This window comes from uncultured Tenacibaculum sp. (genome assembly GCF_947498805.1).
In the GTDB taxonomy this organism is placed as follows: domain Bacteria; phylum Bacteroidota; class Bacteroidia; order Flavobacteriales; family Flavobacteriaceae; genus Polaribacter.
In genome coordinates this window covers 197148-221305 of record NZ_CANMLT010000004.1, presented here as the reverse complement: position 1 = coordinate 221305, position 24158 = coordinate 197148, and the positions used below count along the sequence as shown (strand labels likewise).

Sequence of the window (24158 nt, the reverse complement as noted above, 5' to 3'; positions counted from 1 at the left end):
AGATCATTATTAAAAATTATACTTTACTCCAAAATGAAAAGCTCTTGGGTTTCCTACACTATAAGTGTTTTGCTTACTCCATCTACTGTAAGAAGCTCTTACTGCATACAGTTTATCAAAAATGTTTAGTGCTTGCCCCCATATTTCAAACTGTTTGTAGGTATAATTTGCTCTAAAATTGAAAATATGGTGTCCTTCATATGTAGAAGTTCCCAAAACATCTCCTCCAGAGGCATCTTTTCCTATTACCGCTTGTCCTTCAAAACTTGTATTGTACTTTCCTATTTGTTCATGTTCTAGAGTTAACAATAAGCTTTTAATAGGTTTATAATTAATCGTAGATACTGCAATATAATTTGGAGCTGTTTGCATATCGGTATTCGAGTAGTCTACATTATTTTCAAAAAACGAAAGATATTTATGAGTAGCATAGCTTCCGCTATAGTTAATATATAAGTTTTCTAAAAGGTTATATTTCACTCCTAATTCGATTCCATTGGAGGTTGTTTTCCCTGCATTCTTTTGCACGAAATTTCCACTATCGTCTCTTATTGAAATTAATCTATCAATCCCATCTAATTGATAAATTGCAACATCTACTTTTAATTTTGATGGAATCGTAAAATATCCTCCTATTTCGTAATTGTGAAATTTGGCTGGTTTTAAAGAAAACGCATTTCCCGTTCTGTTTTTTCCATTTCTAAAAAGTGTTCCAACTTGAGGAGGTGTAAATCCTTTTGAATAGCTAGAGTAAATCCCTGCGCGTTTAGTTAGATTTAAGTTGATTCCTAATTTAGGTGAATAGTTATTATAACTAATTTTTGTGTCTTGTACTCCTGAGTTTCCTTCATCTAAATTATCATAATCATAGGTAAAGCCGTCATAACGTAGCGCCCCAGTTAACTTAACTTTTTCTAATGGTGATATTTCAAATTGTGCATACCCAGCATAATTAAATATATCTGCTTCATACTTTAAGATATAATCTCCATTTCGTATTGAATAGTCTGTATTTTGAGCAGTAGTGGTATTTACCACAACATCAATGTTCTCTGCTTCATAAGCTTGTGGAGAAAAATCTGTAGTTGCTCCAACAATTAAGCTTGAATTAGCAAAGTTAAAATCTATTTTATGTTGTATTAACCCAACATAACTTTTAAATCTATTTGAATTAATTTCTCCAGTACCTGTTCCGTCTAAAACACCACCCACTCTATTTTGTCTAATTCTATAAGATGGTAGTTGATTCATCTCATTATTTCTGTAAAAAAAGTTAAAAGAGGTTTTATTAGTACTGTTCCAAAATTTATCTAATGTTGAACGAAATCTAAATGCTTTGGCTTCTCTTTCGGTAAATGTTTGATTGCTTTCATAGTTTCCATCGGTATAATTTTTCTCTGAAATAGAACCAGACATATCTGAACGATAGTTGATGTATGTTAAGCTATTGGTCCATTGTAAATCTTCCGAAAAATCATTTACATTTTTAAAAGAAATTGCTATTTTTTCATAATCGGAATGTCCTACAACCCCATTATCTCTTCGAATATGATGTCCGCCTATATAAAAGCCATACTTTTCTTTTACTGTGGTGGAAGCTTCCAGCTCATACCTTGTTAGTCCAAGGTCATTTATTTGAAATCCTATAGATCCTCCAAAATCCTTTCTTGGATTTTTCGTTATAAAATTAAAACTTCCTCCAATTGCTTCACTACCATAAATACTCGATGCCGGTCCTTTTAATACCTCAACTCTTTCAAAGGTAGTATTGTTCATTTCTAACAAAGCATTGTGATTGAATACTGCAACCGGACGTATTGGTAAACCATCTTCAACATACAAAAACAATGATTTGGTTGAAATAGGTGAACGTGTTGCCATAAAATGTTGTTCATTACTAGACGCTTTAGAAGTACTCATAAATACTCCTGGTATTTGATTTACCAATTGTTCTATACCAAATGCTTTGGTTTCTTTTATTTGGTTTGCATTTAATAGACCTATGGAAGCAGGAACTTCTTTTCTTTTTTGTGTTTCTCTACTTGCAGAAATAATTACCTCTTCTAAGCTTTCGATAGCAGATTCTAAAGTAATACGATTATTCTGCCCTGATAACACAACTAATTTCGATAAATAGCCTATACTAGATACTTCTACTTTTGAAGTTTCTAGGTTTATACTAAAGTTTCCTTCTATATCAGAAACGGTTCCTTTGTTTTTATTTTCTGTTGAAACAATAGTTGCTCCAACGACTGGTTCATTTTCTTTGTTTACTATTTTTCCTTTAAAAGTTACTTGAGAAAACCCTTTAAAAATAGGCAATAGCAGTCCTAAGCACATAATTAATGCTGCTTTTTTCATCTTGAAAATAAATTGATATGTTACTTAATTACTATAGAGAATATTGCAGTCCTGCAGTAATCGTTTCTTTAGTTTTTAATTGAATTCCGTTAAGGTTTTGGTATAATGGCGTACTAAACTCAAATCCAAATCGAAGGTTTTTTAATGATCCTTCAAAAGCATAGATGTTAAATCCTAAACCTCCATTTACAAACTTACCTCCAGAATTTGCTACATCTGCTGTGGTAACCATCATTGGATTTAAGTTAGGGTTTCTACCATTGATTGAGCTCACCACTAATCCTTCTAAGCGAGCAGAGAAACTTAGCCACTTATGTGTTTTTACCGCAAACCAAGAGTTTAAACTATAACGATTCCCTAAAGAATAGTCGTACTTGTTTCTACCAAAACGATAGGTTGCTTTTAACTGACTCCCCCAAGAAACTGTAGTCGCTTGCCCTAAATAAGTTAACCCTAAATCTGCATCATAGGTTCCGCTTCCAATTTGCATTGGGTATGGCAATTGAATCTTATTTGAGCTCGACATTGGTGTAACATCCTTGGCGTTTAAATCTCCTGTAGGAATAGAAATGGCAACATTTGCATGTAAAGAACCTTTATTCTCATTGATGAATTTATAAAGCATTCCTAATTTCAAATCTCCTAAACCAGAAGACGATGTAGAAAAAGGCATAATCATTCCTGTCATCATGTTTCGCATTTGTAAATCCATATCATTTTGAATATAGTTTACCATAGCCAGTAGAGTTACTTTATCTGATGGTGCATACATTGCTCCTAGCATATGCATTTTCATTGGCATTGAAAGAGGTGTTACCATATACCCTGCGTTATGTGCTTCTGAATTAGAAATAGCATCACTTCCCCTTTGTAAACCTTTCATGTTCATATACATGAATCTATATGAAAACATTACTTCTCCTTTATGATGGTAATGATCTCCCATAACACTTATAGGTGCATGACCATCGGGTCTATTAGATTTCCATTCGTTTTTGTGGTGTTCTTTTTCTTGTGCATTTATTGTTTGTGATAAGAATACAAGTATTCCTATAAAGATGATTTTAATTGATTTCATCAGTTTTACTTTTAAGTCACTGATTGACCATAACTATTTCTTTATACGAGGTTTTAACCACATATAAAGGCAAAGCCATCAGTGTTATTTTTGAATTTTACGTATTGTTTTAACCAGTTAAGCAGGCTACTTAACTGTAATTATTTTACTGTATGTAAAATTTAAACTGTTGGAGGATGAAAAACTGAATGAATAAACTGATATCTATACTTCTTTGAATACAAGAAGTTGTTTGAAGTATTATTTGTAGGTATTGACAGTTTTATTTGTAAAAACTCAACAAATCCAATCGGATATTCTTCTAAAGCAATTCGCAACGACTTAAAGTCTTCTTCTTGTTGCTGTTCTAATTTTTTCATTAACTGACACTTCCCTTTACAACTCATTTCAGGTTTGTCTTTGTTAATACATAAAACTTTTGCAATATAATCGTAGTTGATAGCATATTCAACAAAAGGAGCTATGGGTCTTAGCATTGCTATACCATAAAGAAATATGAAGAAAAATATTGTTAGCCTTTTAAGCAAAACCCCTTGATTTATTTGGAAATGCAAAGGTAAGCACCACAAAAAAAAGATACTAATAAATTCGTTTAAAAAACTATTTTAATTTATTCTAAATAAAACACTATATTTGCATCGATTTTATATTCAACGATAATGATTGTTTTTTATACTGATACTAAGAAAGTTAAATCGCTACCTAAAGCAGTAGCCACTGAATCGTGTGCTTCTTCTTGTGCAAGTAGTTGTATTAAACCGAAAAGTAAATGCTGTAATAAGTATAAGAAAAAAGGCATCAACTGTAAGCGATGCCCTTTAACTTTTGATATTAAAATAGCTTCTTAAGCTATTTTTATTAAGAAATAATTCCTTCTTCCTCTTTGTAAAATAACATATTTCTCTGCTATTAAATCTGTAGCAGTAATTGTGTAGTCTTCTTTTACTTTTTCCTTATTTACAGAAATAGAATTTTCTTTTAACGCTCTTCTTGCATCTCCATTTGATTTTAAAAAGCCTGTTTTAGCCGCTAACGCTCCAATCATATCTAAACCGTTATCAATATCTTCTTGAGATACTTCAGCTTGTGGCACTCCATCAAATACATCTAAGAATGTTTGCTCATCTAAACTCTTTAAATCATCTGCTGTTGATTTTCCAAATAAGATATTAGAAGCAGCAATTGCTTTGTCTAATTCTTCTTTTGAATGCACAAAAGTGGTTACCTCTTCTGCTAACTTCTTTTGTAAAGCTCTTTGATGTGGTGCTTCTTTATGCGTTTCTATTAAAGCATCAATAGTTTCCTTATCTAAAAACGTAAATATTTTTATATACTTCTCAGCATCTTCATCAGAAGTATTTAACCAGAATTGGTAAAACTTATATACTGAAGTTTTATCAGCATCTAACCAAACATTTCCTCCTTCTGACTTTCCAAACTTAGATCCGTCTGCTTTTGTAATTAATGGACAAGTTGCTGCATATGCTTTTACCTCTTTACCAACATTCATTCTACGAACTAATTCCGTTCCAGTAGTTATATTTCCCCACTGATCAGAACCTCCCATTTGTAACAAGCAGTTATGGGCTTTGTTTAAATGATAAAAATCATATCCTTGAATTAATTGGTATGTAAACTCTGTAAAACTCATACCTCCTCCAGATTCACCAGAAATACGTTTTTTAACTGAATCTTTTGCCATCATATAATTTACTGTAATTCTCTTACCTACATCACGAGCAAACTCGATAAATGAAAAGTCTTTCATCCAATCATAGTTATTTACTAAAATTGGTGAATTATCAGAACCATTATCAAAATCTAAGAAACGAGCTAAAGTTCTTTTAATCCCGGCAACATTATGTGCTAAAGCTTCTTCGTTTAACAAGTTACGTTCATCAGACTTTCCCGAAGGGTCTCCAATCATTCCGGTAGCTCCACCTACTAAAGCAATAGGTTTATGCCCTGCTTTTTCTATATGAACCAATAAAATTATAGGTACCAAACTACCAATATGTAAAGAATCTGATGTAGGATCAAAGCCAATATACGCTGTAGTCATTTCTTTTTGTAATTGCTCTTCTGTTCCTGGCATAATATCGTGTATCATACCTCTCCATTGTAATTCTTCTACTAGATTCTTGGTCATTTTCTTTGATTTTTAAAGAGGCAAAGATAAGTTTATCAACTAAAAAAAACTAAATTCGCTTTATGATTTTAGTTACTGGTGGAACAGGTTTAGTTGGGGCTCATTTATTATATCATTTAACACTAAAAAATGATGTAATTAGAGCTATTTATAGAACACAAGAAAAACGTGAACACGTAAAAAAAATCTTTTCTTTTTATACCGATGATATCGACACTCTTTTCTCTAAAATTGAATGGATAAAAGCTGATATTACCGATGTACCTTCATTACAACCTGTGTTTCAAAATATTTCGCACGTCTATCATTGCGCCGCTTTGGTTTCTTTTGATCCTAAGGATTACAGAAAAATGCGACAAGTGAATATTGAAGGAACCGCTAACTTGGTTAATTTTTCAATTGATGCAAAAGTAGAAAAGTTCTGTTTTGTAAGCTCTATTGCCGCTGTTGGTGATGCTATAAATGGCAAACCAATAACTGAAGAAGATGAATGGAGTGACAATGGAGATCAACACGGATATGCCATCACAAAATATGGTGCTGAAATGGAAGTTTGGCGTGGTAGCCAAGAAGGTTTAGATGTTGTTATCGTAAATCCTGGCGTAATTTTAGGTGGTGGTTTTTGGAACGAAGGTTCTGGTAAACTATTTAGCCAAGTATACAATGGCTTTAAGTTTTATACTGAAGGAATCACAGGGTTTGTAGGAGTAACTGATGTGGTGAAGGCAATGATGCAACTTATGAGCTCATCTATTAAAAACGAACGTTTTGTATTGGTTTCTGAAAACAAATCTTTTAAAGAACTATTTTTTGCCATTGCTGATGGTTTAGGTAAAAAGAGACCTTCTATAAAAATTGGAACATTCTCAACAGAGCTATTTTGGAGAATTGATTGGATTTTAACAAAACTTACTGGAAAGACACCTTTGTTAACTAAAAACTCTGCAAAATCATCTCACAATGTTTCTTTTTACTCTTCTAAAAAAATTGAGGAGCAACTTCCTTTTAAATTTAATTCAATAGAAAACACCATTGATATCGTTTGTAAAGAATTCAAAAAAGAGCCTATTTAGGACTCTTTTTTGAACTACTTAACTTCGTGTTTTTTTCTTTTAATTTATCAGATATTTCTTCATCCAATTCGTCATACTCCTCTCTACCTCTTTTTCCACTATAATCACCTCTTTTAATTCTTCCAATAGAATCTCTCACAGCAAGCTCACGGTCATAGGTATCAAATAAAGAGTCTATTCTTACTTTTACCTCTTTCAACATTACCGTATAATCTTCAATCCTTGAAGTATAATACGCATTGCTTTCATCAAAGCGTGTACTATCTATTTTATACTTTTCGTATACTAATTTGACGTAGTTTTTTTCTTTTTTTAAAAACCTATTCTTTCTGTTTTTTGCAGATGATGCAACATACATATCTGTTAATAAAGCAACCATTGAATCTTTTGGAATCAAATTCTTAGGTTTCTCATAGATTGTATTACTTGTGCAAGAAGCAAAAATTAAAACAACAGCTAATAAAAAATATCCCCCTTTTTTCATTATCTATTAAACATTAATCTTTTCCCTTTTATTTCTTCATTAAAATTACCGTTTTCGTACATTAAATTCCCGTTGATAAATGTATGCGAAATTTTATTCGAAAACTCAACTCCTTCAAATGGAGACCATCCACATTTGTATAAAACATTCTCCTTTGATACGGTCCAATTACTATCAGAATCTACTAAAACTAAATCAGCATAGTATCCTTCTTTTATATATCCTCTTTTTTCTACTTTAAAGATTTTAGCCGGATTATGGCACATTTTCTCTACTGCCTTTTCAATTGATAAAACACCTTCTTTTACCTTTTCTAAAATAGCCAATACCGCATGTTGAACTAAAGGACCTCCACTTGGTGCTTTTGTATAAACATTTGCTTTTTCTTCTAAGGTATGAGGAGCGTGATCTGTAGCAATGATATCAATTCTATCATCTAAAAGAGCTTTCCATAAACCATCTCTATCCTTTTGTGTTTTTACTGCTGGATTCCATTTAATATGCGTTCCTTTCTTCTCATAATCAGCATCTGTAAACCACAAGTGATGTACACAAACCTCAGCAGTTATTTGCTTTTCTTCTAATGGAATATCATTTCTAAACAAGTGCGTTTCTTTCTCTGTAGATAAGTGAAAAACATGTAAACGTGCACCTGTTTTCTTTGCTAATTCTATCGCTTTAGAAGACGATAAATAACAAGCTTCTTCACTTCTAATAATTGGATGATACTTTACTGGTATATCATCTCCATATTTTTCTTTATACTCAGCAGTATTCTTTCTAATAGTAGCTTCATCTTCACAATGAACAGAGATAAGCATTTTAGTAGAAGAAAAAATCTTTTCTAAAACTTCTTGATTGTCTACTAACATATTTCCTGTAGACGAACCTAAAAATAACTTAATCCCAGCAACATTTTTAGGGTCTGTTTTTAACAGCTCTTCTAAATTATCATTCGTTCCTCCAAACATAAAAGAATAGTTGGCATACGAAGTTTTAGATGCTATTTCAAACTTATCTTCTAATAATTCTTGAGTCGTAGCTTGTGGAACCGTATTAGGCATTTCAATAAAAGAAGTAATTCCTCCTGCTACCGCAGCCTTACTTTCTGTTGCAATATTTGCCTTATGAGTTAATCCTGGTTCACGAAAGTGTACCTGATCATCAATCATTCCTGGGATTAAATATTTCCCCTCAGCATTTACAACGTTCATTTCTTCCGAAGGAGTAATATTTGTACCTATTTCTTTTATTAATTCTCCTTCTACTAATACATCGCCTTTAAAAACCTTGTTTTCATTAACGATTTGTGCATTTTTAATTAAGTATGACTGCTTCATTTTGTTAGATTTCCATTCTCATGTTAACCAAGCTTTTATTAAAACCAAAACGTTCATAAGATTTAATTGCTGCTAGGTTGGCATTATAAACATCGAGCCTAAGCTCTTTTAATCCTTTATTTTTTGACCATTCTTTTAAGCTTTCTAAAACAACGGCACTTATTCTTTTTCCTCTAAAACTCGGTTTAACATACATAAAACCAATGTATCCGTTTTGCTCATTTTTATGATAGCTCCCAGAGTTCTCTATTCTAACATAACCAGATCCAACAATTTCTTCGTTTGATGTAGCTACTACAAGATGTACATTTTCAGAAGAAATTAATTTTTCAATATCATAGTAATTAATACTTCCTTTCTTTAAAAAAGGATCTAAGGGTCTTTCTGCTTCTATAACTCCTTGCTCAAATTCTAGTAAGGTATCTAGATCTTCTATTCTTGCCTCTCTTGTAGTTACTAAATTCATCTTTTTACTTTGGTAAACCTTTAAATCTCATTTTTATAACTCCAAAGATAGCTTCTTTTATAATTCCTGAGCTTAACTTTGATTCTCCCAAAACTCTATCGGTAAAAATTACAGAAACTTCTTTAATATTGAATTTATGTTTCCAGGCTTTATATTTCATCTCTATTTGAAAAGCATAGCCTACAAACTCTATCTTATCTAATTGAATTGTTTCTAAAACATTCCTTCGGTAGCACACAAAACCTGCAGTGGTATCATGTATTGGAATTCTTGTAATTAACCTTACATACTTAGATGCAAAATAAGACAATAACACTCTAGACATTGGCCAATTAACCACATTAACTCCTACTGAATATCTTGATCCTATTGCTACATCTGCTCCTTCTTTCACACAACATTCATATAAACGAATAAGGTCGTTAGGATTATGAGAGAAATCTGCATCCATCTCAATGATATAATCATACCCTTTTTCTATGGCCCATTTAAAGCCATGTATATAAGCTCTACCTAAACCATTTTTTTCCTTTCTATTTTCTAAAAATAATCTTTGCGGGAATTCATTTTGAAGCTTTTCTACAATTGTTGCTGTTCCATCAGGAGAATTATCATCAACAATTAAAATATCAAAGTCCTTTTCTTGATTGAAAGTCGCTTTAATAATAGCTTCAATGTTTTCTTTTTCGTTGTAAGTAGGTATAATGACTAAAGCGTCAGATTTCATATACTTTAACATCTAATTTAGCACAAAGATACATTAATTTATTACTAACTTTGTGTTAATTAAAAGCATAAAATTTTAATAATGCAGGCAGTTGAACGTATTATAAATTACGACTATTGGATTTCTATATTTTTTGTTATTGCATTTATGTTGCTTGCAATTTTAAAACTCCTGAAACCTAATGGGCTTTACGGGTATATTGTTGCTTTTTTTACTCCTGGTTTTTTCCATAAACAAGCAGAAAAAAACACCTCTTTTTTCTCATCATTTCAGCTCGTACTATTTGGGTTTACATCGCTAATATTATCACTTTTCTTTTTTGAAATAGCTCCTACATATTTAATTAATAAGAACCTTAAAACCTTAAGTTATATTTTTGGTATCACCACGGTTTATTTATTACTCCGTTTTCTTTTAGATGCATTTATGGTTTCGGTACTAGGGTTAAAAGGTTTTTTAAACTATTTTTTATATTCAAAATTTGGATATTTAAAGACCTTAAGCATTTGGTTGTTCCCAATACTTATCTTCAATCAATACACCTTTAAGAGCTCAAGTTTTTTAATCATTATTTTTTTGATTTTGATTGGTTTTCGTTTTCTATTAATAATTTATAATAACAAAAGATTGGTTGTAAACAAGTTATTCTATTTTATTTTGTACCTTTGCGCACTTGAAATAGCACCGCTATTAATTCTTTATAAAACAACAACTACGTAAAGAGAAAAGTATATGAAAGTGAAAACTATTTTAGTGTCTCAACCTGCGCCCAAGTCAGAAACTTCACCTTACTTTGATTTAGCTGATAAACATAAAGTAAAAGTTGATTTTCGTTCTTTTATTCATGTAGAAGGAATTCCGGTAAAAGAAGTTAGAGCTCAAAAAGTAGATTTAAACAACTACACAGCAATTATCTTAACCAGTAGAAACGCAGTAGATCATTTCTTTAGAATTGCTGAAGAGATGCGTTTTACAGTGCCAGATGACATGAAATATTTCTGTCAATCAGAAGCTGTTGCATATTACCTACAAAAGTATGTAGTATATAGAAAACGTAAAATTTATGTTGGTAATAGAACGTTTCCTGAGTTAACGAAATTAATCAAGAAACATAAAGACGAAAAATTCTTATTGCCTTCTTCTGACAAGTTAAAATCATTAATTCCTACTGAATTAGACAAGTTAGGTGTTGATTGGAAACGTGCAGATTTATATAGAACTGTAGTAAGTGATTTATCTGACTTAGAAAATGTATTTTACGATGTTTTAGTATTCTTTAGTCCTTCTGGAATTGATAGTTTATTTAAAAACTTCCCAGAATTTAAACAAAACAATACTAGAATTGCAGTATTTGGTAATACAACTATTAAAGCAGTTGAAGATAGAGGGTTACGAGTAGATATTTCCGCTCCAACACCGGAAACTCCTTCAATGACAATGGCTTTAGAAAAATATATTAAAGAAGTAAATAAGAAATAATTACTTCGTTTACCATATTTAATAAAAAACCATCAATAAATTATTGATGGTTTTTTTTATGAATCAATGTAAAGAACTTACCTTTTCCTCGACTATTAAAGCCTTGAAAAAATAGAGTTTTCCCTAAATGATTCAAAATCAAAAACAAACCGCAATTTTACTATTTGCCTATTCTTCTAAGAAAGAGGCAAATCATAAAGTTTTTGATAACAGCGAGCAACTCTTTCAGGAATTAAATCAAAAGACACTAGTAAAAGCACAAAAAACAGGAGTTGATGTATTAGTTATTTCTGAAAAAGAACAAATTGGAGTTACGTTTGGAGAACGTTTTACCAATGCTATTCAGGAAGCTTTTAATAAAGGATACTCACAAGTCATTACTATTGGTAATGATAGTCCGAAATTAAAAACTTCACATCTTCTAAAAGCCCTAAACAATTTACAAGACGAAAAGGCAACCCTTGGTCCTTCTTTTGACGGAGGAACCTATTTAATTGCCATTAAAAAAGAACATTTTTCAAAGGAGATTTTTAAAAGCATTGCATGGAATACTCGTAAAGTATTTTCAGAATTAAAAAAGTATTTAGCAAAGCAAAACATCGTTATTGAGCAACTTGGATACTTAGCCGATATCGATTCGAAAAAGGACATTTCTTTCTTCGTAGATCAATTGAAGTTTTCTTTTTTGTTATTAAAGGAACTGACTACCTCAACAGCAACAAAAGTTCTTTTTTACTTTAACAGCTTTTATACTTCAAAAGCATATTCCTATCATTTCTTTAATAAAGGATCTCCACTTACTTTAATTACTATAAACAGATAGAAATTCGTCTTGATTAAGATGATCTTCTCTACATCAATTCAATAATTAAAGTCAATACATAATTCACGTGAAAACTACAATTAATGTAATTATACTGCTACTTTTTGCAGTTAACATTTATGCTCAAGAAACAACTGGTAATTTAGAAGGAAAGATAGTTGACAACACAAAACAAGCTATTCCTTTTGCAACCGTAATAATTAAAGATACTGAAACCAATTTTACCTATGGTACCACTTCTCAAGAAAGTGGACATTACGTAATTGCCAATATTCCTCCAGGAAACCAATACACCGTAGAAATTAGTTTTGTTGGATTCCACACCTATAAAGTAAACAATGTAACTATTAATTTAGGAAAAACTTCTTTGTTAGATATTGTTCTAAAAGAAGAAAGTACTTCTTTAGAGGAAGTTGTAATTACAGGTGCTTCTTCAAGAAAAAATGGGACAGTTATTAGCGCACAAAAATTACTAAAAACACCAACTATTAGTAGAAGTGTTCAAGATTTAACAAGAAACTTACCAGAAGCCAACTTAAATTCATTTGGAGGATCAAGCAATCGTTTTAACAACTTTAATATTGATGGTATTGCAAGTAATGATGTAGTCGGTTTCCAAGAACCTGCTAGTGGTGCTGCCGGTTCATCTGCAAACGGAACACCAGGAAGTTTATCTCGTAGTCAACCTATTAGTTTTGGTGCTATCAAAGAACTTTCAGTAAAGACCTCTCCTTTTGATGTAAGTGTTGGAAATTTTACTGGAGCTAATATCAATGTGGTTACAAAAAATGGTACAAATACTACTAAAACAGAAGTATATGGGTATGGTAACAATCAATCATTAGTAGGTTCTTATGCAAATGGAATCAAACAAGACGTTGATAGTTTTTATGATATCCAATTAGGAGCAGGTATTGGTGGAGCATTAAAGAAAGACAAATTATTTTACTACTTCAATGTAGAACAAGCTTTAAGCAAAACCCCATTAATTGGTGCTCCTGGAACCAATGGTTCTAATATTAGTCAACAAACTGTAATTGATATTGCAAATAAACTTCAAAATGATTACAATTATGATCCAGGTGCTTATGAAAATAGTGATATCAAAACCGCTTCTACTAAAATATTTGCTCGTTTAGATTACAACATTTCAAACAAGCATAAACTAACCTTTAGAAACAATTTTGTGAAAAGTTTTGCCGATAATTTAGAGTGGAATCAAGCAGTTTTCAACTTTGGTAACCAAGGGTATCGACATAATAGCATTTTAAATAGTACAACAATTGAACTAAACTCAACTTTATCGGAAAATACTTCTAACATCTTAACCATTGGTTATACGAAAGTAAAAGAAGATCGAAGCTATGATGGTAGAGTATTCCCTCATATTGAAATTACAGATACATCTAATAGAATTTTTGCTGGTACCTATAGAGAAGCTTCCATATACAACACCAACCTTAATACTTTTCAGTTTACAGATAAGTTCACCTTTTATAAAAACAATCATACCATTACCGCTGGATTATTATTACAATATAATGATATAGATTACGGCTTTTTAACCGCTTGGAATGGACGTTGGGCATATAGGTCGGTAGATGATTTTTTAAATGATAGACCTTCTCGAATTCGTGGTGTATATCATGTAACTAACAACTCTTTTGATTTTGTGAATAATCGTCCATCTGCAACTATTGATGTACTCACTTCAGCTGCATATGTACAAGACAAAATTCGTGTAAACGATAAGCTAACAGTAAACGTGGGTATACGTTTAGACAATCAATTATTATTGGATGAACTCCCTTTAAGCCCCTTGGTAAAAAACACTCCTGAATTTAGTAAGTTTACCAATAAGATAAGTGCAAAACCTCATGTAAACCCAAGATTCAATTTTAAGTATGTACTGGATGAAGATAGAAAATATACTTTGGAAGGAGGTAGTGGATTTTTTACTGGACGTATTCCTTACTTATGGTTTGCTTATGCTGAATATATTTCTGGAACAGATTATTTTAATGTAGATATTAGACCAGGAGGTAGTACAGTACAATTGGTTGAAAACTTAGGGTCATTAGCAAGTCAGCAACCAGGTTTAACCGAAATTAACTTAATTGACAATGATTTTGAGTTACCGAGAGAATGGAAAACACGTTTGAGTTTTGAAGCAAAGCTTCCTAAAAACTTTAGATTTACTGCACAAGCTACCTATACGGAAGTTTTAAAAGGAATTTATTTCCAATCTATCAACCGTCGATTAGAGTTTGGTAATTATTCAGGAGCAGATACACGTCAGTTTTATAATGGAACTCGCGTAAACAATAATTTCACCAATGTTTTCTTACTGCGAAATACAAATAAAGGATATCGATATAATTTAACTTTCGGATTGTACAAAGAAGACAAAAACTACAACGGTTTTATTGGGTATACTTATGGAAAAAGTAAAGACATTTCTAGTACTGTAAGAAACTCATCAGCAGCCAACTTTGAATGGAATCAAGCTGTTAATTCTCATGATCCAGATGTGTCTTTTTCAAATTTCGATTTACGCCACAAGTTAGTATCCTCACATGGGTATAACTTCAACTTTAAAAACAAGCATCAATTACAAACTTCTTTATTATACACAGGAACCTCTGGTAGCCCTTACTCCATCGTATATCAAGGAGATGTAAACAGAGACGGTTCTTCTAGAAATGATTTGGTATATATTCCTGCGAATCAAAACGACATTCAATTGCAAGATATTACAGACGGAGCAGGAAACATACTTGTTTCTTCTCAAGAGCAATGGAATCGATTGAATAGCTTTATTAATAACAATGAATATCTACGTAACAATAGAGGGTCTTATGCAGAACGAAATGGAGCAAGAACTCCTTGGAACCATCAATTAGATGCTAAGTTCTTGTACAATATTCCTTTTAAAAACAATCACAACTTACAAGTTAGTTTAGATATATTTAATGTATTGAACTTGATAAATAATGATTGGGGACGTTTGGTATATGTACCAAACGTGGTGAATTCTAGCTTTAACTTACTAGAGTTTAAAGGCACAGAAAACAACCAACCTGTATATCAGTTTACCATTGATGAAAATGCCAAACCTTGGGTAACCGACGCTATTAATTCACGCTGGAAAGCGCAATTAGGATTAAAATATCAGTTTTAACTTTTGTAACTCATGTAACAATAAAAAACGTTTATTTCAGTAACTTTGAAGTAAACGTTTTTGCATTTCTAATCTAATGAACAAATACCTTGATATCATAAAAAATTCATATTCCGATTATTGGAATTATTTAAAACAATCGGTTTTATTAGAACTGAATTGGGAAAACTATTTTTATGGTTTGATTATAATTTCTTTGGTTGTTTGGGGTTTAGAAATGCTATTTCCTTGGCGTAAAAATCAATCACTTTTTCGAAAGGATTTTTGGTTAGATACTTTCTATATGTTCTTCAATTTCTTTCTACTCAATTTGATTGTTTTTATAGCACTTTCAAATACAGCTGCTCAAGTTTTCAACGATATTCTTGGAATCGTAGGTTTGTCGATTGTCAATTTTCAAGTATTCGACATCAATACTTTTCCTTATTGGGCTAGATTGCTTGTCTTTTTTATCGTTATTGATTTTGTACAATGGTTTACCCATACGTTATTACACAAATACGAATTTTTATGGAACTTCCACAAAGTACATCACTCTGTAAAACAAATGGGATTTGCTGCACATTTACGCTACCATTGGATGGAGCCTGTTGTATATAACTCTATGAAATATATTCCATTGGCTATTATGGGCGGATTTACAGCACAAGATGTAGCTATTGTTCATTTTTTCAATATTACCATCGGTCATCTAAACCATGCAAATATTAACTGGGATTATGGTTGGTTAAAGTATATTTTAAACAATCCGAGAATGCATATTTGGCATCATGCCAAAAAATTGCCAGAAGAAAGACGTAAAGGTGTTAACTTCGGTATTACACTTAGTGTTTGGGATTATATCTTTAAAACCAATTACATTCCTTATGACGGTAGAGATATTGAAATTGGTTTTGAAGGAGATGAACATTTTCCTAAAGACTTTATTGGTCAAGAAATATATCCTCTTAACAAAAAATAATTTAGAGAATTGTACCTTTATCCGATAAATTATAAAATCAGATGAAGTACATAAAAATTCTATTCTTATTTCTTTTTATTCAAGTATCTGCTCAACAAGGTGGAATGTGGATTCCTTCACTTTTAGAAGGAATGAATGAACAAGAAATGAAATCATTAGGTGGTAAACTTACTGCCAAAGATATTTACGATGTAAATAACTCTAGTTTAAAAGATGCTATAGGACATTTCAATGGAGGTTGTACCAGTGAAGTAATCTCTCCTAAAGGATTAATTTTAACAAATCACCATTGTGGTTTCGGACAAATTCAATCACATTCTTCTTTAGAAAATGATTATTTAAAAGATGGTTTTTGGGCTATGACTCAAAAAGAAGAGCTTCCTAATAATGGTTTATTTGTAGAATTTATTGTTCGTATTGACGATGTTACCAAGCAAGCTTTAGCTGGAGTAAATGACACCATGACTGAACGTGAAAAACAATCTACAATAGATAAAAACATCAATCAACTTATTAAATCGGCAAAAAAAGAAGATTGGCAACTTGCAAAAGTGCGTCCTTTTTATAAAGGAAATCAGTATTTCTTATTTGTTACTGAAAAGTTTGAAGATGTACGTTTAGTTGGAGCTCCTCCAAGTAGCATTGGTAAATTTGGTAGTGATACAGACAACTGGGTGTTTCCACGTCATACAGGAGATTTTTCTTTATTTAGAATTTATGCTGACAAAAACAATCGTCCTGCAAAATATAACAAAGACAATGTGCCTTATACTCCTAAACACTTTTTACCTGTTTCTTTAGACGGAGTAGAAGAAGGTGATTTTACCATGGTCTTTGGTTTCCCTGGTCGTACAAATGAGTATTTACCAGCAACAGCAATTAAGCATATTACCCAAGAGTTTAATCCAAGTAATATTGCTATTAGAGAAGCTGCATTAAAAGAAATTGATGCTCAAATGAAAGCTAGTGATGCTATTAGAATTAAATACGCATCTAAACAAGCTCGTATTGCCAATGCTTGGAAAAAATGGATTGGTGAAAACTTAGGAATCAAAAAAAGTAATGCTATTGAAAAGCGTAAAGCTTTTGAAACAACTTTTAACAAGGCTTTAAAAGAAAAAGGCCTAGAACAAAAGTATGGTAATATCTTACCTGAGTTTGAAACCTTGTATAAAGACTTCGCTAATATTAACATTAAAAGAAGAAACTTTATTGAAGTATTCATCGTTACAAATGAGCTGATGCAAATGGCTTTTAGAGCGTATCAGTTAGAGCAAGTAGCTTTAAACAAACCAGAAGACTTTGAAAAAGCAAAAGCATCTTATATTGCTCGTTTAAAAGGAATTCATAAGAATTACGATGTGAACGTAGATAAAGGAGTTTTTAATAATGTACTGCCTTTATATACTAAAAACGTTGATGCTTCTATCTATAACAAAACTAGTTTAACGGATTTAGACAAAGCTCTAAAATTATTAGAAGGTGATGCTAAGAAAGTAGTTAAAAACTTAAATAAAGATGCTGCTTACCAATACGCTAAGCCAATGGTAGCGGAATTCTATGCTAAGATCAATCCAGAATTCCAACACAAGAATCAAGCAATTGCAGCTTTACAGAAAAAATACATGAAAGCTTTGATGGAAGCTTTACCAAATGCTCGTTATTTCCCAGATGCCAATAGTACTTTACGTGTTACTTACGGACAAGTTAGAGGGTATGCTCCAAGAGATGCAGTATACTATAACCCTGTAAGTTATTTAGACGGTGTAATTGAAAAATATGTTCCTGGAGACTATGAGTTTGATGTTCCTAAAAAGCTTCGCGATTTATACGATGCTAAAGATTATGGGCAATATGCTGATAAAAACGGAAAAGTACCGGTGTGTTTCTTAGGAACCAACCATACTACTGGAGGAAACTCTGGAAGTCCTGCAATTGATGCAAACGGAAACCTTGTAGGATTAAACTTTGACCGTGTTTGGGAAGGAACTATGAGTGATATTAATTACGACCCTGAGATTTGTAGAAATATCATGGTAGATCTTCGTTATGTATTATTTATTATTGATAAATATGCTGGAGCCAAACATTTAATTGATGAAATGAAATTGGTACATCCAAAAAAGAAATAGATTGTTATTTTAAAAGCCTATAAGTTTTGAACTTATGGGCTTTTTAATTTATTCTAGGTTTATATATAACAATTATCAGATATCCAACTGTTAATCCTATAATTGAAAATATAACATCATTCTTGTCATAAACATTCTCACCTCCTAGATTATGTATTTTAAATTCTTGGGTAATCACATAAATACCTGCAAGAATTAAAGCTATTCCATACACAAGAAACTCTTTGACTTGCTGCTTTTTTGTTAGAAATCTACTATTTAAATAAAGTAGCATTGCTGTTAAGGTTAGCACTCCTATAACTCCTTCAAAAAAATTTGGCAATGATAATAAAGCAATCTTAATCCAGTCAAATGCATTACTTTTTAAAACCGGAGGTCTAATAAATTTAAAAAATGCAAACAATACAATGAAAAGTATTTGTATTCGAGCCAATTTTAAAATATCTCCCATAGAGTTACCTATTAAAAATACTGTCCGATACCAAAAACAAACCCTCTTGAAGCTCCCTTTGTTAATCCATATCCATAGTCAATTCTAAAAACTGCATTGAATATTTTTTTATTGATAAATCGTAATCCTACACCAGAATAAATTCTCACATTATCGCTATCTACAAAATCTGAAAAGTTTCCTCCTGGGTTTCTCCAAGTACCAAAATCTGTAAAGACATTTCCTTGTAATATAAACCACTTTTTTTCATATAAGGTATGACGATATTCTGTGTTCCAAACTATACTTCCGGTACCTCTATCTACCAATATCCCAACCCCTCTAAGATTTACATTATTATCAAGTGCAAATGGTGCAAATGGTGTATTTGCGTTAGAAGATAATCCTACTCGTAAACGATTTGCCCAGTTTCCTTTATCACCCAATCTTTTGTAATAAAAAAAGTCATTCCAAAATATTAAAAAGTCATCCTGATACTCATTCTCCGAAGTAACATATTGCCCATAAAACTGACTTTTAAAACCACTGATGTATTGATAATAATAATCTAGATTATCGAATGTATAAATTAGTTTTAATAGCTTTTTATTCTCATCTAATGTTTGTGGTACATTATTCGCGACATCTCCAGATAAATAGTCATATTTCTCTTTAAAAAAGTTTATTCCAAACTGTAGTTGATGTTTGTTATTTATCTGATATAAAGCAAGTGTTTCATACGATATATTCTGATAACGATAATTGGCGGTTTGATTACCAAAATACAATGGTTCTTCACTTATCCAATTCTGATGGTGAAACGCAATTCCCCATTTTCTTGAAAATAGCGAGGGCGCTCTGAAATTAATACCATAGGAATTAAATCCATTATACTGGTAAAACCCCCCAAATGCAATATTCCTTCCTAAAAAATTGTAATCACTAATTCCAACTTTATAAGCTAGCTTCTTATTGGTAGTCGTCCAAAAATTGACTTCTGGAATAATGGTAAAATTCTCTTCAACATTTACAAATACGTTGTATTTATTCTCATGAGAATGATAGACCTGATAATAAGCATGAGAAATCGCTGGTAAACGTTTTAATCTTGCGATATCATCACTCAATAAAACAGAGTCTAAGGCTTTGCCTTTTTTAGAAGTTAGCAACTTCTTTAACTCATAAATCTTTGTTTTCTTAGCTCCTTTGATAATTATTTCCTCAATCTTATTTTCTTGAGAAAATAAAGTGCCTCCAATTAACAAAAACGCTATTACAATTATTCTTATCATTTTATCATAAACCTTTTTTGTTCCACCAAATTCACCCAATTATCTTCGCTTACTCCCATCATAGTAAAACCATAATTATTTCCTGAAATTAATTGAGGTGGTGTTTGTCTAGTTATATTCAACACTACATTAGAAAGATTATAGTATTGAAACATCTTTTCAAAAGTATAGGTTCCAGATAATAAATTTTCATTTGCATCTGTGATTACTTGAAAGTAAATAACATTCTCTTTGAGTACTCCATCATTCCAACTAAACTTAGGAGATTTTGATTGTGCAAAATCAATCATAACTTTTTCACTCCATTCGGTTGGTTTTGATTGATTCTTTAATCGAATTGGATTGGATTTATGGAATTTACCCTCTGAATTATATGTTACAATACACCATACTTCATTGTTACTTTCTCTAACAAATCTTTCTAAATACCCATTGAATACATCTTCTTTAGGTAATATAACCTCTTTATAAAGATTGAAATTATTTTTATCTACATCAATACGATCCGTTTCAAAGTATCTAATATTAGTTGCCTTTGGTATTGGGTAATAAAAAATATAGGAAGTATTATTATCGGTTTTGCTACTGGCAGCACAAGCAATTACTTCATCTTGTATTAAACTAGAATTCATAGTAATCACTTCTTGTAATAACACTTTACCATTGTCTTCAGAAGAACAACCAAGTAATAATGCAAATACAATAATATACCAACTACTTATTCTCATAATTTTGTTTAATTATTTTTTCGGCAGGTTTATTCTGTGGAGTAAATCTATTATTACCATTTCCTCCCACTTCAGTATAATTGATAAACCATTTCCAAAGGAAGCCTCCAGCAAACCAATCTTCTTTCCAAAACTGATTATAAATTGCTTGTAAGGCATTTTTTTGGTTTTCAAGATTTACTTGTCCATTAACCCTATTTGAATCCCAAGGTTCTTTCCCTGTAAAATGAACACTTCTATAACCATATTCTGTAAATAAAACAGGTTTATTTACTTCTTCCCTAACTCTTGCTATTTCTTGTTTGTGTTTTTGCCATCCTTTTTCAAACTCTTCAATCGAAGGTGAATGCTTTTCGCTCAATGGGAAATACGCATCTATTCCTATAAAGTCAAGATCTTTCCAAAACGGAGTTCTCTTAAACTCATCCCAATTAGCAGCATAGGTGAGTTTTCCTGTATATACCTTTCGTATTTTTTGAATCAACTCACTCCAGTACTCTGGTCGTTTCTCTACAAACTTTTCTAACTCTGTTCCTATACAAAAAATACTAGCATTTAATTCTTCAGCAGTTCGAGCAAACTCAAGAATAAAACTGGAATAACTATCTTCTAAAATTTTCCAATCTTCTTCAGAAGTCATTTCAATTTTACCTGTATAAATTCCTTTCGAAACCCATATCTGAGGTTTTACCATTATTTTAAATGACTCTTTTTTTAACTCTTGAGCGTATTGTTTCAACCCATCGTTTGTTTCTCCAAACCATTGCCATTTTGCATTGTAATTTACCTTAGGAGAAGCAATATTTCGTATAAAGCCAAAAGGCATCAACGCTACGTAATTCGCTGACACCTTTTTTACTGGATTTATATGTTCTTTATTTATAGCTTCTGAAGACGCTACAAAACTAACTCCATTAATTTTTTGAGTTTGGCTTGAGCATGATATACATACCAAGCTTACCAAAATGAGTTTAACTATTTTCATTTACCATAAAATTACGATAGTTATGAATTGTAAAAAATTCTATTTCTAACAATAATAACTTGAATTACTAACTACCCTGTTTTGGGTTTCATAATTCCCAAGTTACTCATAATTTTAAAATAACGCTCTTAAACCTAAATTAAAACTCTGACCTAGTCCATTGTTAGTTCCTCTTACAAACTTACTATATAATACCTCTAAGTTTAAAACCTTCGTTATTTGGTACTTTCCACCAAATCCTAAAGCTGTATAATCTTGTGTGAAATCTCCAAATCTTTGAGAATGCTGCACAAAACCTAACACAGTAGATTTATCAGAAGGGAAGTAACTCATAAAAACTGATGGAACTAACAAGAAAGTATTATTAGCAAAACTTGTTTCTTCTCCAAAACTATATTCTGTATTTAGCTCTGTAAATAACTGCCATTTTCCATTAGGTAACGTATAATCATAAAAGAATCTATTTTGAAAAATCCAACTCGTTTGATCTAAAAAGACTCCATTTTCAGTTTCATTCTTTTCTAAAGGAATGTGAATTGCTGATTGCACAGAGAAGTTTCCTACATTTTCTAAAGGCTGCCATTTAACTGCAGGAGCAATAGAACTAATTCCTTTTCTATCGGTATTTGTATCTTCTAAACTAAAAACAGATAATGCTTGTCTTCCTCCAATAGTATTAGAACGGAATTCTACAATAGCACCTATGTTGATTCTATTGTTATCAGAGACTCCCGTGAAAACTTCAACAGTAGAAGTAAAATAGTTTTCTCTTAGTTTATCTTGAGAGTTCCCGTTGCTATCTGCAAACTTTGTTTCTGTATATAAGTTATTGAACCATTTAATATCCCATTGTCCTTTATCTAACAATTTTGATGGTGTGTAGGTTTGAATATTTGATTTCTCTTGGCTATCATCTTCTTGCGAATACCCATTTGAAACAAATAAGGTTGCAACTAAAATAAAAACTGTAGTGATTCTACTTTTCATGTCTAAAAATTTAACAATTAATACCTAAGTCGTTGTCCATTAGAATCAATTACACAACACCTTTATTTATACTCATTCTAAATTTAAACTTCCTTTTAAGTTATTAACTTTAACAACGACCTAATTCGCAAATCAACTTATATGGAACACGTTGTAATTATAGGTAATGGTATTTCTGGAGTAACTGCTGCTAGACATATTAGAAAATTATCTGATAAAAAGATCACCATTGTTTCTGGAGAGACAGACTATTTCTTTTCAAGAACTGCTCTTATGTATATATATATGGGGCACATGAAATTTGAACATACACAACCTTACGAATCATGGTTTTGGAAAAAAAACCGTATTGAGTTGAAAAAAGGGTTTGTAACGAAAGTTCATACAACAGAAAAGGAAATTGAATTTACAAATGGTGAAAAACTATCATTTGATAAGTTAATTATTGCTACTGGATCTAAACCAAACAAATTTGGTTGGCCTGGTCAAGATTTAAAAGGTGTTATGGGAATGTATCATAAACAAGATCTTGACAGCTTAGAAAAGTATGCTCCAGATAACAAAACGTGTAAAAGAGCTGTTATAGTTGGTGGTGGATTAATTGGAATTGAATTAGCCGAAATGCTACATAGTAGGAATATTCCAGTTACTTTTTTAGTACGAGAAAATAGTTTTTGGAATGGTGTTTTACCAGCACAAGAATCTGCTATGATTAACAGAGAAATCTTAGAAAACCATATTGATTTACGTTTAGGAGTTAACCTAAAAGAAATTAAAGCAGACGCCAATGGTAAAGCAAAATCGGTAGTTATAGCTGAAACAGGTGAAGAAATTGCTTGTGATGTAGTTGGACTTACAGCCGGAGTTTCACCAAATATTGATTTTATAAAAGATACCGATATTGAAACAGGTAGAGGAGCAAAAGTAAATCGTTTTTTAGAAACCAATATCAAGGATATTTATGCTATTGGTGATTGTGCAGAACAACATGAAGCTATTGGACAACGAAGACCAATTGAAGCTGTTTGGTACACTGGAAGAATGATGGGAGAAACTGTAGCTCAAACAATCTGTGGAAATCGTATTGAATACAAACCAGGACATTGGTTTAACTCTGCTAAGTTTATTGATATTGAATATCAAACTTATGGATGGGTTTGGGCACAACCAAAAGATAATGAAGCACGTTTTTACTGGGAACACGAAAGTGGTAAAAAATGCATTCACATTAACTACGATAAAAAATCTAAAGAATTTATTGGTATAAATACCTTCGGAATTCGAATGCGTCATGAGTTTTTTGACAAAGTTCTTACCGAAAAAAGAACTGTTGAGTATGTTTTAGAACATTTAGCAGATGCCAACTTTGATCCTGAATTCTATAAACTTCACGAGCCAGAGATTGTAGCAAAATTCAACAAAGAAAACAATACTAACATTCAACTTAAGAAGAAGAGTTGGAAACGAATTTTTAGCGTTTAA

General features: G+C 31.6%; 22 protein-coding genes. 8 read left to right on the top strand and 14 right to left on the bottom strand.

The genetic code is table 11. The annotated features are described in order from the left end of the window. Window positions 1–9: 9 nt before the first annotated feature. From Q0873_RS09370 to tyrS, 5 genes are all read right to left on the bottom strand, one after another. Window positions 10–2361, bottom strand: a complete 2352-nt coding sequence (locus tag Q0873_RS09370) for a TonB-dependent receptor (RefSeq protein WP_299106425.1) — start codon at window positions 2359–2361, stop codon at window positions 10–12. 31 nt (window positions 2362–2392) lie between these two features. Continuing rightward, window positions 2393–3439: a transporter gene (locus Q0873_RS09365; RefSeq protein ID WP_299106424.1), complete on the bottom strand. Its 1047-nt coding sequence runs from the start codon at window positions 3437–3439 to the stop codon at window positions 2393–2395. A 161-nt stretch (window positions 3440–3600) separates the two neighbouring features. After that, window positions 3601–3915, bottom strand: a complete 315-nt coding sequence (locus tag Q0873_RS09360; RefSeq protein ID WP_299106423.1) for a hypothetical protein — start codon at window positions 3913–3915, stop codon at window positions 3601–3603. A 194-nt stretch (window positions 3916–4109) separates the two neighbouring features. Next, window positions 4110–4238, bottom strand: a complete 129-nt coding sequence (locus Q0873_RS09355) for a hypothetical protein (protein ID WP_299106422.1) — start codon at window positions 4236–4238, stop codon at window positions 4110–4112. A 45-nt stretch (window positions 4239–4283) separates the two neighbouring features. After that, window positions 4284–5588, bottom strand: coding sequence for a tyrosine--tRNA ligase (tyrS, locus tag Q0873_RS09350; RefSeq protein WP_299106421.1), 1305 nt, complete (start codon window positions 5586–5588; stop codon window positions 4284–4286). 62 nt (window positions 5589–5650) lie between these two features. Between tyrS and Q0873_RS09345 the strand changes: the two genes are divergently transcribed. Beyond that, complete coding sequence (locus Q0873_RS09345; RefSeq protein ID WP_299106420.1) at window positions 5651–6661, top strand: SDR family oxidoreductase; 1011 nt, start codon at window positions 5651–5653, stop codon at window positions 6659–6661. Here the strand turns inward: Q0873_RS09345 and Q0873_RS09340 are convergent. Genes Q0873_RS09340 through Q0873_RS09325 form a run of 4 tightly spaced genes read right to left on the bottom strand, consistent with a single transcriptional unit; the run spans window position 6654 to window position 9678 of the window. Next, entirely contained in the window at window positions 6654–7145 is a 492-nt protein-coding gene (locus Q0873_RS09340; RefSeq protein WP_299106418.1) for a DUF4296 domain-containing protein, read from the bottom strand. The two genes, Q0873_RS09345 and Q0873_RS09340, sit on opposite strands and share 8 nt — an antisense overlap. Continuing rightward, complete coding sequence (locus tag Q0873_RS09335) at window positions 7145–8485, bottom strand: dihydroorotase (protein ID WP_299106415.1); 1341 nt, start codon at window positions 8483–8485, stop codon at window positions 7145–7147. The genes Q0873_RS09340 and Q0873_RS09335 overlap by 1 nt, the downstream gene beginning before the upstream one ends. Before the next feature lie 4 nt (window positions 8486–8489). Continuing rightward, a complete protein-coding gene (locus Q0873_RS09330; protein ID WP_299106413.1) occupies window positions 8490–8951 on the bottom strand; it encodes a GNAT family N-acetyltransferase in 462 nt (153 codons plus the stop codon). Window positions 8952–8955: 4 nt separating this feature from the next. After that, a complete protein-coding gene (locus tag Q0873_RS09325) occupies window positions 8956–9678 on the bottom strand; it encodes a polyprenol monophosphomannose synthase (RefSeq protein ID WP_299106411.1) in 723 nt (240 codons plus the stop codon). An 81-nt stretch (window positions 9679–9759) separates the two neighbouring features. Between Q0873_RS09325 and Q0873_RS18250 the strand changes: the two genes are divergently transcribed. The 6 genes from Q0873_RS18250 to Q0873_RS09300 all read left to right on the top strand — a co-directional run bounded on the left by Q0873_RS18250 (window position 9760) and on the right by Q0873_RS09300 (window position 18254). Beyond that, window positions 9760–10398, top strand: a complete 639-nt coding sequence (locus tag Q0873_RS18250) for a DUF4271 domain-containing protein (protein WP_363322549.1) — start codon at window positions 9760–9762, stop codon at window positions 10396–10398. A gap of 12 nt (window positions 10399–10410) precedes the next feature. Beyond that, window positions 10411–11157, top strand: coding sequence for a uroporphyrinogen-III synthase (locus tag Q0873_RS09320; RefSeq protein WP_299106409.1), 747 nt, complete (start codon window positions 10411–10413; stop codon window positions 11155–11157). Between the two features lie 127 nt (window positions 11158–11284). Beyond that, complete coding sequence (locus tag Q0873_RS09315) at window positions 11285–11980, top strand: DUF2064 domain-containing protein (protein ID WP_299106407.1); 696 nt, start codon at window positions 11285–11287, stop codon at window positions 11978–11980. A 67-nt stretch (window positions 11981–12047) separates the two neighbouring features. Beyond that, window positions 12048–15161: a carboxypeptidase regulatory-like domain-containing protein gene (locus Q0873_RS09310; RefSeq protein ID WP_299106405.1), complete on the top strand. Its 3114-nt coding sequence runs from the start codon at window positions 12048–12050 to the stop codon at window positions 15159–15161. A 76-nt stretch (window positions 15162–15237) separates the two neighbouring features. Continuing rightward, the gene (locus Q0873_RS09305; RefSeq protein WP_299106403.1) at window positions 15238–16122 is read left to right on the top strand and encodes a sterol desaturase family protein; all 885 of its coding nucleotides are present in this window, start codon (window positions 15238–15240) and stop codon (window positions 16120–16122) included. Window positions 16123–16163: 41 nt separating this feature from the next. Further along, window positions 16164–18254 (top strand): S46 family peptidase, encoded by a 2091-nt coding sequence (locus Q0873_RS09300; protein WP_299106401.1) that lies wholly within the window; start codon window positions 16164–16166, stop codon window positions 18252–18254. A 43-nt stretch (window positions 18255–18297) separates the two neighbouring features. On the opposite strand, the gene Q0873_RS09295 is transcribed toward Q0873_RS09300, so the two are convergent. From Q0873_RS09295 to Q0873_RS09275, 5 genes are all read right to left on the bottom strand, one after another. After that, window positions 18298–18705: a hypothetical protein gene (locus Q0873_RS09295; RefSeq protein WP_299106399.1), complete on the bottom strand. Its 408-nt coding sequence runs from the start codon at window positions 18703–18705 to the stop codon at window positions 18298–18300. 11 nt (window positions 18706–18716) lie between these two features. Next, window positions 18717–19976 carry an outer membrane protein assembly factor gene (locus Q0873_RS09290; RefSeq protein ID WP_299106397.1) on the bottom strand — a complete coding sequence of 420 codons (1260 nt, stop codon included), beginning with the start codon at window positions 19974–19976 and terminating at the stop codon, window positions 18717–18719. Next, the gene (locus Q0873_RS09285; RefSeq protein ID WP_299106395.1) at window positions 19973–20704 is read right to left on the bottom strand and encodes a hypothetical protein; all 732 of its coding nucleotides are present in this window, start codon (window positions 20702–20704) and stop codon (window positions 19973–19975) included. The genes Q0873_RS09290 and Q0873_RS09285 overlap by 4 nt, the downstream gene beginning before the upstream one ends. Next, window positions 20691–21689 (bottom strand): glycoside hydrolase, encoded by a 999-nt coding sequence (locus Q0873_RS09280; protein ID WP_299106394.1) that lies wholly within the window; start codon window positions 21687–21689, stop codon window positions 20691–20693. The genes Q0873_RS09285 and Q0873_RS09280 overlap by 14 nt, the downstream gene beginning before the upstream one ends. 114 nt (window positions 21690–21803) lie before the next feature. Continuing rightward, window positions 21804–22676 carry a transporter gene (locus Q0873_RS09275; protein WP_299106393.1) on the bottom strand — a complete coding sequence of 291 codons (873 nt, stop codon included), beginning with the start codon at window positions 22674–22676 and terminating at the stop codon, window positions 21804–21806. A gap of 141 nt (window positions 22677–22817) precedes the next feature. On the opposite strand from Q0873_RS09275, the gene Q0873_RS09270 reads away from it, so the two are divergent. Further along, window positions 22818–24158, top strand: a complete 1341-nt coding sequence (locus Q0873_RS09270) for an FAD/NAD(P)-binding oxidoreductase (protein ID WP_299106392.1) — start codon at window positions 22818–22820, stop codon at window positions 24156–24158.

What these genes read in the sequence shown, in the direction of transcription:
- Q0873_RS09370 (WP_299106425.1), bottom strand. Translation starts at nt 2,361, where the DNA reads ATGAAAAAAGCAGCATTAATTATGTGCTTAGGACTGCTATTGCCTATT.
- Q0873_RS09365 (WP_299106424.1), bottom strand. Translation starts at nt 3,439, where the DNA reads ATGAAATCAATTAAAATCATCTTTATAGGAATACTTGTATTCTTATCA.
- Q0873_RS09360 (WP_299106423.1), bottom strand. Translation starts at nt 3,915, where the DNA reads ATGCTAAGACCCATAGCTCCTTTTGTTGAATATGCTATCAACTACGAT.
- Q0873_RS09355 (WP_299106422.1), bottom strand. Translation starts at nt 4,238, where the DNA reads ATGCCTTTTTTCTTATACTTATTACAGCATTTACTTTTCGGTTTAATA.
- tyrS (WP_299106421.1), bottom strand. Translation starts at nt 5,588, where the DNA reads ATGACCAAGAATCTAGTAGAAGAATTACAATGGAGAGGTATGATACAC.
- Q0873_RS09345 (WP_299106420.1), top strand. Translation starts at nt 5,651, where the DNA reads ATGATTTTAGTTACTGGTGGAACAGGTTTAGTTGGGGCTCATTTATTA.
- Q0873_RS09340 (WP_299106418.1), bottom strand. Translation starts at nt 7,145, where the DNA reads ATGAAAAAAGGGGGATATTTTTTATTAGCTGTTGTTTTAATTTTTGCT.
- Q0873_RS09335 (WP_299106415.1), bottom strand. Translation starts at nt 8,485, where the DNA reads ATGAAGCAGTCATACTTAATTAAAAATGCACAAATCGTTAATGAAAAC.
- Q0873_RS09330 (WP_299106413.1), bottom strand. Translation starts at nt 8,951, where the DNA reads ATGAATTTAGTAACTACAAGAGAGGCAAGAATAGAAGATCTAGATACC.
- Q0873_RS09325 (WP_299106411.1), bottom strand. Translation starts at nt 9,678, where the DNA reads ATGAAATCTGACGCTTTAGTCATTATACCTACTTACAACGAAAAAGAA.
- Q0873_RS18250 (WP_363322549.1), top strand. Translation starts at nt 9,760, where the DNA reads ATGCAGGCAGTTGAACGTATTATAAATTACGACTATTGGATTTCTATA.
- Q0873_RS09320 (WP_299106409.1), top strand. Translation starts at nt 10,411, where the DNA reads ATGAAAGTGAAAACTATTTTAGTGTCTCAACCTGCGCCCAAGTCAGAA.
- Q0873_RS09315 (WP_299106407.1), top strand. Translation starts at nt 11,285, where the DNA reads ATGATTCAAAATCAAAAACAAACCGCAATTTTACTATTTGCCTATTCT.
- Q0873_RS09305 (WP_299106403.1), top strand. Translation starts at nt 15,238, where the DNA reads ATGAACAAATACCTTGATATCATAAAAAATTCATATTCCGATTATTGG.
- Q0873_RS09300 (WP_299106401.1), top strand. Translation starts at nt 16,164, where the DNA reads ATGAAGTACATAAAAATTCTATTCTTATTTCTTTTTATTCAAGTATCT.
- Q0873_RS09295 (WP_299106399.1), bottom strand. Translation starts at nt 18,705, where the DNA reads ATGGGAGATATTTTAAAATTGGCTCGAATACAAATACTTTTCATTGTA.
- Q0873_RS09290 (WP_299106397.1), bottom strand. Translation starts at nt 19,976, where the DNA reads ATGATAAGAATAATTGTAATAGCGTTTTTGTTAATTGGAGGCACTTTA.
- Q0873_RS09285 (WP_299106395.1), bottom strand. Translation starts at nt 20,704, where the DNA reads ATGAGAATAAGTAGTTGGTATATTATTGTATTTGCATTATTACTTGGT.
- Q0873_RS09280 (WP_299106394.1), bottom strand. Translation starts at nt 21,689, where the DNA reads ATGAAAATAGTTAAACTCATTTTGGTAAGCTTGGTATGTATATCATGC.
- Q0873_RS09275 (WP_299106393.1), bottom strand. Translation starts at nt 22,676, where the DNA reads ATGAAAAGTAGAATCACTACAGTTTTTATTTTAGTTGCAACCTTATTT.
- Q0873_RS09270 (WP_299106392.1), top strand. Translation starts at nt 22,818, where the DNA reads ATGGAACACGTTGTAATTATAGGTAATGGTATTTCTGGAGTAACTGCT.